This window comes from Neoroseomonas rubea, assembly GCF_016106015.1.
Classification (GTDB): domain Bacteria; phylum Pseudomonadota; class Alphaproteobacteria; order Acetobacterales; family Acetobacteraceae; genus Neoroseomonas; species Neoroseomonas rubea.
Genome location: NZ_JACADQ010000416.1, coordinates 1 through 3,238, shown reverse-complemented (window position 1 = coordinate 3,238; position 3,238 = coordinate 1). Strand labels below are relative to the sequence as shown.

Below are 3,238 nucleotides of genomic sequence, written 5' to 3'. Positions count from 1 at the left end.
CGGGCGCTGCGCCCTGCCCGGTCGCGGCGGCATCCCGCGCGCGCGGCCCCGGCGCCGGCGCCGCACCTTCCAGCCGCGGCGGCACGGGCGGGACGGCATCCACGACCCGGTCGCCCGAGCCGCTCCAGTTGTACCAGGCGACATAGGCGCCGATCGCCAGCACCACGCCCGCCGCGACCAACGCGCCGGCCGGCACGCCACGGGACGGCACGGGCTCGGGGAAGACGAGGTCGCCGTTCTTCGCCGCCGCCCCACCCGTCACGTCGCGGAAGCGGCGGACGGATTCGTCCGGGTCGAGCCCGAGGGCGGTCGCGTAGGACCGGACGAATCCGACGGCATAGGCCGGGCCCGGCAGGTCTCTGATCCGTCCCTCCTCGAGCGCGTGGATGTACCGGCGATTGATCCGCAGCCGCTCGGCCATGTCCTCGACACTGGCGCCGAGCGTCATGCGCGCCTCGCGCAGGTCCTCGCCGACGCGGGCGGCCTCCGCGGCGGTGATCTCGGGACGGGGTTGGCGCTTCATGGGCGGCATGGCTTCGGCAGCGGGGCTTCTACCCCCGCACTCCCCCGCGCGCAAAGGGGCAACCGGGGCACGGCCCGATCACGCCGCGTTGCCCCGGCGCGCCGCGATCGCGGCGGCGGCCTGGCCGATCAGCTCGGCGACGATCTCGGCCGCAGGCTGCTCCTTCGTCACCATGCCGACCGACTGGCCGGCCATGAGCGACCCGTTCTCGACGTCGCCATCGATCACCGCGCGGCGCAGCGCGCCGGCCCAGAAATGCTCGATGTCGAGCTGCGCGGCATCCTTGTCGAGTTCGCCCGACCGGAAACGGCGGATCGTGTCGGCCTGGTGCTCGAGGAACCGCTTCGTCCCGGCATTCTGCAGCGCGCGAACCGGAATGACCGGAAAGGCGTCGTCCAGCTGCACCGTCGGCATGGCGTCCCGCGCATGGCCGCGGATGAAGGCCTGCTTGAAGGCCGGGTGGGCGACGCATTCGCTGGCGCAGACGAAGCGGGTGCCCAGCTGGGCGCCGGCCGCCCCCATCTCGAGGTAGGACAGGATCGCCTCCCCCCGCCCGATCCCGCCGGCGACGAAGACCGGCACATCGCGCATATGGGGCAGGATTTCCTGCGCCAGCACGTTCAGCGAGACGGGACCGATATGGCCCCCCGCCTCCGATCCCTCGATCACCAGCGCGTCGGCGCCGCTGCGCACCAGGCGCTTGGCCAGGACCAGCGCGGGCGCGAAGCAGATCACCTTCGCCCCGCCGTCCTTCGCCTTCTTGATGGCGCTGCCCGGCGGTATGCCGCCGGCGAAGACGATGTGCCCGACCTTCGCTGCAAGGCAGGTGTCCACCAGCGCATCGAGCCGCGGATGCATGGTGATGAGATTCACGCCGAAGGGCTTCTGCGTCAGCGCCTGGGTGCCGGCGATCTCCTCCGCCAGCCGCGGCGGCTCCATCGCGCCGCAGGCGATCACGCCGAAGGCGCCGGCATTCGACAGCGCGGCGACGAGATGCCGCTCGCTGACCCAGGACATCGCGCCGCCCAGGATCGCCCAGCGGCTGCCGAGGAAGCCGGCGCCGCGCGCCATCAGCCGGTCGAGCTCGGCGAAGGCCCAGTCTGGGGCGGACGGGGCGTCGGTCACGCCGGCGCGTCCAGGCCATAGGCGGTGTGCAGCGCGCGCACCGCAAGCTCGGTGTAGTCTGCCGACACCAGGACACTGACCTTGATCTCGCTGGTCGAGATCACCTGGATGTTGATGCCCTTCTCGGCCAGCGCGCGAAACATGGTGTTCGCCACGCCCGCATGGCTGCGCATGCCGATGCCCACGACGCTGATCTTGGCGACCTCGGGGTCGGCCAGCAGCGCCTCGAAGCCCACCTCGGGCCGGGCCTTTTCCAGCACATCCTGCGCGCGGGCGAGATCCGCCTTGCCGACCGTGAAGGTCATGTCGGTCGTGCCGTCCGCGCCGATGTTCTGGACGATCATGTCGACATTGACGTTCGCCTTGGACAGCGCGCCGAAGACATTCGCTGCGACGCCCGGCCGGTCCGGCACACGGCGCAGCGTCACCTTCGCATCGTCGCGGGAATACGCGATGCCGGAAACCACGGGCTGTTCCACGATCTCGTCCTCATCCACCACGAGAGAGCCGGGCTTGTCCTCGAAGCTCGACACCACCTGAACACGCACGCCGAGCTTCATCGCCAGTTCGACCGAGCGGGTCTGCAGCACCTTGGCACCGACCGAGGCGAGTTCGAGCATCTCCTCGAAGGAGATGCGCTCGAGCTTCCGCGCGCGGGGGACGATGCGCGGATCGGTCGTGTAGATGCCGTCGACATCGGTATAGATGTCGCAGCGATCGGCCTTCACGGCCGCGGCGACAGCGACGGCGGACAGATCCGAACCGCCGCGCCCGAGCGTCGTGATGCGGTTGCGGCCGGGCTCGATGCCCTGGAAGCCGGCGATGACGGGCACCTGGCCTGCCTCCATCCGCTCGACCAGCAGGGCGCCGTCGATGCGTTCCACGCGCGCCTTGCCATGCGCCTGGTCGGTGACGATGGGCACCTGCCAGCCCTGCCAGGATCGCGCCTCGACGCCGATCGCCTGCAGCGCGATGGCGGTCAGGCCGGTCGTGACCTGTTCGCCGGTCGCGACGACGGTGTCGTATTCGCGCGCGTCATGCAGCGGCGAGAGGTCCTGGCACCATTTCACGAGCTGGTTCGTCACGCCCGACATGGCGGAGACGACGACGGCCACCTGGTGGCCGGCATCCACCTCCCGCTTCACGCGGAGGGCGACGTTGCGGATGCGGTCGAGGTCGGCGACGGAGGTGCCGCCGAACTTCATGACGATGCGGGCCATCGGCGGCGTCTGGATCCTGGGGCCGGGCGGAAAAAGGGGCGCCTGGGCGGTTGCGCCCGGCGACGGGGCGCGACAGATACAGAGCGGCCGGCGGCTGCGCAACCCGGCGCATCCCCGTCCCCAGGAAAGGGTCCCCATGGCGGCATCCGGCACGCTCCGCGGCGAGGAGGTGGCCAAGTTCGACGCGCTCGCGTCGCGCTGGTGGGATCCCGACGGCCCGATGAAGCCGCTGCACCGGATGAATCCGCTGCGGACCGGCTGGATCGCGGAACGGATCGCGCGCGCCCGCGGGGTCGATGCGGGCGCGCTCGACGGCGTCACGGTGCTCGACGTGGGCTGCGGCGCCGGCCTCGCCTCCGAGGCGCTGGCC

At 71.4% G+C, this 3,238-nt stretch carries 3 protein-coding genes and 1 pseudogene; 1 reads left to right on the top strand and 3 read right to left on the bottom strand.

Annotated features, from left to right (window positions below):
- From HW577_RS22905 to HW577_RS22895, 3 genes are all read right to left on the bottom strand, one after another.
- A partial coding sequence (locus HW577_RS22905; protein WP_198378425.1) for a helix-turn-helix domain-containing protein occupies window positions 1–523 on the bottom strand: 523 nt, incomplete at its 3' end.
- 78 nt (window positions 524–601) lie between these two features.
- A complete protein-coding gene (locus HW577_RS22900; RefSeq protein WP_198378426.1) occupies window positions 602–1,594 on the bottom strand; it encodes an NAD(P)H-dependent flavin oxidoreductase in 993 nt (330 codons plus the stop codon).
- Between the two features lie 50 nt (window positions 1,595–1,644).
- Window positions 1,645–2,868, bottom strand: coding sequence for an aspartate kinase (locus HW577_RS22895; RefSeq protein WP_198378424.1), 1,224 nt, complete (start codon window positions 2,866–2,868; stop codon window positions 1,645–1,647).
- A gap of 136 nt (window positions 2,869–3,004) precedes the next feature.
- On the opposite strand from HW577_RS22895, the pseudogene HW577_RS22890 reads away from it, so the two are divergent.
- Window positions 3,005–3,238: pseudogene (locus tag HW577_RS22890) on the top strand (bifunctional 2-polyprenyl-6-hydroxyphenol methylase/3-demethylubiquinol 3-O-methyltransferase UbiG); the annotation flags it as partial.

Bases quoted from the DNA above. Each gene is read 5' to 3' on its own strand.
- HW577_RS22900 (WP_198378426.1), bottom strand. From the start codon at position 1,594: ATGGCGCGCGGCGCCGGCTTCCTCGGCAGCCGCTGGGCGATCCTGGGC.
- HW577_RS22895 (WP_198378424.1), bottom strand. From the start codon at position 2,868: ATGGCCCGCATCGTCATGAAGTTCGGCGGCACCTCCGTCGCCGACCTC.